Annotated in this window: 3 protein-coding genes and 1 pseudogene; 2 read left to right on the forward strand and 2 right to left on the reverse strand. The window is 41.0% G+C overall.

All coding sequences use genetic code 11. The features are described 5' to 3' along the window. The first annotated feature begins 69 nt into the window (after positions 1–69). Together ACKPVM_RS20320 and ACKPVM_RS20325 are read left to right on the forward strand one after the other, a co-directional pair. A complete protein-coding gene (locus tag ACKPVM_RS20320) occupies positions 70–639 on the forward strand; it encodes a recombinase family protein (RefSeq protein ID WP_409311565.1) in 570 nt (189 codons plus the stop codon). Positions 640–708: 69 nt separating this feature from the next. Next, positions 709–933, forward strand: a pseudogene (locus ACKPVM_RS20325) (hypothetical protein); the annotation flags it as partial. Between the two features lie 82 nt (positions 934–1,015). On the opposite strand, the gene ACKPVM_RS20330 reads toward ACKPVM_RS20325, so the two are convergent. Then, positions 1,016–1,996, reverse strand: a complete 981-nt coding sequence (locus tag ACKPVM_RS20330) for a restriction endonuclease (RefSeq protein ID WP_409311566.1) — start codon at positions 1,994–1,996, stop codon at positions 1,016–1,018. After that, positions 1,983–3,881, reverse strand: coding sequence for an HsdM family class I SAM-dependent methyltransferase (locus ACKPVM_RS20335; protein WP_409311564.1), 1,899 nt, complete (start codon positions 3,879–3,881; stop codon positions 1,983–1,985). Before ACKPVM_RS20335 ends, ACKPVM_RS20330 begins: the two co-directional genes overlap by 14 nt. Positions 3,882–3,896 lie beyond the last annotated feature (15 nt).

Below are 3,896 nucleotides of genomic sequence, written 5' to 3' on the forward strand. Positions count from 1 at the left end.
CAACAATTACGCAGATGAGCGTTATCGGGCGATCTGGCATTCTCCTTCCTTTTGAGAGGAGGAAATGGCGTGTTAATAGGCTATGTCAGGGTATCAACAAATGACCAAAACACCGATTTACAACGTGAAGCGCTAGAACGGTTAGGATGTGAGCAGATATTTGAAGAGAAAATCAGTGGGACTACAGAGAAAAAACCGAAACTCAATAGTGCTCTGAAGGCATTACAGGAAGGTGATACGCTCGCGGTGTGGAAACTGGATCGATTGGGACGCAGTATGAGACAACTCGTCAAACTAATGGACACGTTGCAACAACGAGGGATTCATTTTCGTAGCGTAACCGACTCCATAGATACCGCCACGCCAATGGGAAGGTTTGTTTTTCACATTATGGGTGCGATGGCTGAAATGGAGCGAGAACTTATTATCGAACGAACCCGCGCAGGTTTGGCCGCCGCCAGAGCTAAAGGGCGCATCGGCGGACGCAAACCTAAGCTAACGCCTGAGCAATGGGCGCAAGCCGGACATCTTCTAGCTAATGGCGTCCCGCGACAACAGGTGGCACTAATTTATGACGTAGCGGTAGATACCTTATATCGAAAATTCCCCGTAGGCAGAAAATTGAGAGCCAAAACGTAACGTTGAAAAGATTAAGTAATCTACTGAATGGGGCCCGTACATTGATTTGTGTAATTGCCTGATTTTGATATGTTCTATTCAACATCAAAACAGGTTGATTTATGGAAGAAAACAATCACGGCTCTGGCTCACGAACTGGCCAAAAATCTCAAAATCCCTGAGGTTCTAAGCCAGTTCGATAGCTTGCTGAGGAAAATTAGCGTCAAGGCGGCTCTCACGCCGAAATGACTCACCACCTGATCTACTGATAAAAATCAGTCCAAATCTGGCTCCAATACTCACCGATCGTTCTCATTCGCTAGCCCCTTTGGCTGGCATTCACTGGCTTATTTTCCCGTGAATATGTGGGTAATGCATTAATGATACTTCATAATATTTAATACGCTGAATTACTTATAACCTCTTCAGTTACTCTAGATAAGGTGCCATAAACCCAACCAGGAATTGAGTCTCTTGATGGCACCAATAAATCCTTCAGCGTTCGGTTAGCCTGCCGTCCATAACTAAATTTATGCCGATTCTGCCATATACATGAACAATAATATAATAATTCCTCGCGAGACATTTCAAATAACGGACGAAGACAGGCCACATGAAACCCTGTATAGAATTGGGTTTCCTGATAAAAAGTAGATAACACACCATTACCACTTAAAGCACATGTTAATTCTCCAGCGGGCATAGGAGATATCGAATCAATCGGTGCCACATAAGAGGAAATCCCATTATCACCCATTTTCCTTGATACAAATGGAATACCTCCCTCACCTTTACTCAATAATCTAAGTCTATTTAACTCCAAAGAATGACCATAACGGACATCAAACAAATCCTGGATACGAGCCAATTCCAACTTCTGACTTTTTTCTATATATATACTTTTATCTTCTTTAAATTTATTTATTGAATCAAAAATAGATATATTACCCAGTTCAGGAATCCATTCTGGAGCCCTTTCAGGAACATTTATCTTTCCAAGTCGTTCTCCTTTAGGTTTTCGCCCATAAGAAAAACGATAGCGGTTCATAGTAATGCAATGAGCATAAAATATTTTCTCTTGAAGAGCCATTTCTCTTTTGGGTAATAAAACCGAAACATTACTGTTAGGCACAAAATCAAAGTCTGAAACATATGAGTACGTATGACTTCCTTCACCGTCTGTTGAAACGAATATAGTTCCTCTTGGATAAATATGATTTGGCTTAATAGCAGCTTTTTTAACCCAACCAGCAATGGTCCTTTGTTGCGTACTTGCTGGCCTGATATAAGGTACAGAGTCGATGACAGGTTGCGCTAACACCTCAACATTATTGCTGGCGATACCATTTCTAATATAAAAAAGATCACTCAATTTCATGTTCCCCTCCTTCTAATGCCGGATTAATTTGCACATCTAGCATTAAATTAAAAAGCAGATACCTTTTAAGGTCTTGCTCAAATATTTCTTTCGTTAACGAGGAGTAATCAGTTTCAATGTAAGCCTCAGCACACCATTCATCAGTTGCTGAAACTTTGTATGTAGCACTTTCTCCTGGGTGAACTTCGCGATTACGATACATCTCGATCCATCGCTCTCTTATACCAGACCATGTATCATTCAAGTCTATTCTTCCTTTATGCTTAGTCTTAACAAAACCATCATCACGCCAGTAACCAAACCATGTTTTTCGGTCTGCTTTTACATGAGGTTTTCCAGCAATCCAGACCATAATGCAGGTCACCGTTCCTACTGGGTAAAACAACTCCTGAGGCATTGACATCACAGCATCAAGAGTATGGTATTTCATCAACTCATCACGAATAGGATTAGGAGAAATGGCACACGACATGGGGACAATAGCTATCCCCAGAGATCCCAGTTCGAGGCAATCGAGCATCTGCTTAACAAAATAGAGCTCATGTAATTCAGCATCGCTCTTAGATTGGGCATACGGAGGATTAAGCATTCCAACATTGGGCTTTATTTTTTTCACGGCTTTAACGATGACATCATCAAAACAACTTGCCTGATGTAGGTTCGCCTTACCATCGCCACGTAAAATCATATTAGATGCTGCCAACGCAAACATTTTTGGGCTATTTTCTATCCCGATAAGCCGATGCTTTTTAATGTCGATACGCTGTTCTTCAGTAATAGCTTGCTTTAACATATGTTGCATAGCAGATATCAAAAAACCGCCCGTTCCCGCGCAAATATCGAGCACTTTCGATTCTGGTGTAACATTAGCTATGAGAGAAAAAAGCTCTGCTATGTGCCGTGGTGTTAGCACGATTCCTAATGCTTTCTTATCACCTGCTGTATACTTCAAAAATTCGCCATAAAATTGGCCTACAACATCAAAATCATGGTAGACATTTATATATGGCCAAACGTTATCGCAAATACGTGAAATAATTTCTTTGAAAACACCATCAGGATATTCTTTTGCTGTTCTGGTATCAGGTTTACCAAGGTTAGGATGTACAGCAATCGTTGAATATGGTTGTAACATTGTGTCTTTTTTCGCCTGAGGTATCTCCGCTTTATCCAATTCCTTTTTAATCGCCCCTAGCCAGGCATCTTGTAACTCTCCTGCCGGCAGGCTGTCAAATGTCTTCATGAACGTAGTATTCATCAGTGCGATAAGAGTGCCACTTACCAACAGGGGTTTCTCTTCTTCCGATACTTTTGCTTTCGCCCAGATGAGTTCATGAAGCTCCCGAGAGAACGCAAGCAGATCGGAATGTCGTTTTTTCGCTACATCAGGATCAAAAGAAGACAGTCGGTAATAATCATCAAATGGAAGCAGCTCCATCACTGGAATACCTGATTCATTGGTAAGAATTTTCGTTTCTGTTGTTCCTGCTGGAACCAAGAAACTGGAGATTTTCATTGAACTACGTGTTTCACCACTGACTGCAACAGCAACAACGGTATAGTCCTTTGCCAGATGTTTGGCGTAGTGCAAAACACCATCAACAGCAAATTCAACAGGCTTATTTCTGGCCTGGCTTTCGTGCTTTCTCACATCATGTTTACACTCAAAAACAATCAGAAATGCAGTATCTTTCAAGTTAGAAATAATAAATTCAGGATATCCAGCATTCCCTTTAGCATTCTTACTTGCCTTAGATAACAAAGACTTAACTTTAGATATTTCTGATTTTTGTTCTTCAATACTAATTCCATTATCTGGCTCATAATAACCAAGAGCCCTTAATTGATCCCGTACCAACCCTTCAGTCTTTCGTTCATTTGCCATACTGATAATCCGGTG

The organism is Pectobacterium hainanensis, from assembly GCF_046237015.1.
In the GTDB taxonomy this organism is placed as follows: Bacteria; Pseudomonadota; Gammaproteobacteria; order Enterobacterales; family Enterobacteriaceae; genus JBJYIN01.

Coding starts and splice junctions, on each gene's coding strand:
- ACKPVM_RS20335 (WP_409311564.1), bottom strand. CDS start 3,881: ATGGCAAATGAACGAAAGACTGAAGGGTTGGTACGGGATCAATTAAGG.
- ACKPVM_RS20330 (WP_409311566.1), bottom strand. CDS start 1,996: ATGAAATTGAGTGATCTTTTTTATATTAGAAATGGTATCGCCAGCAAT.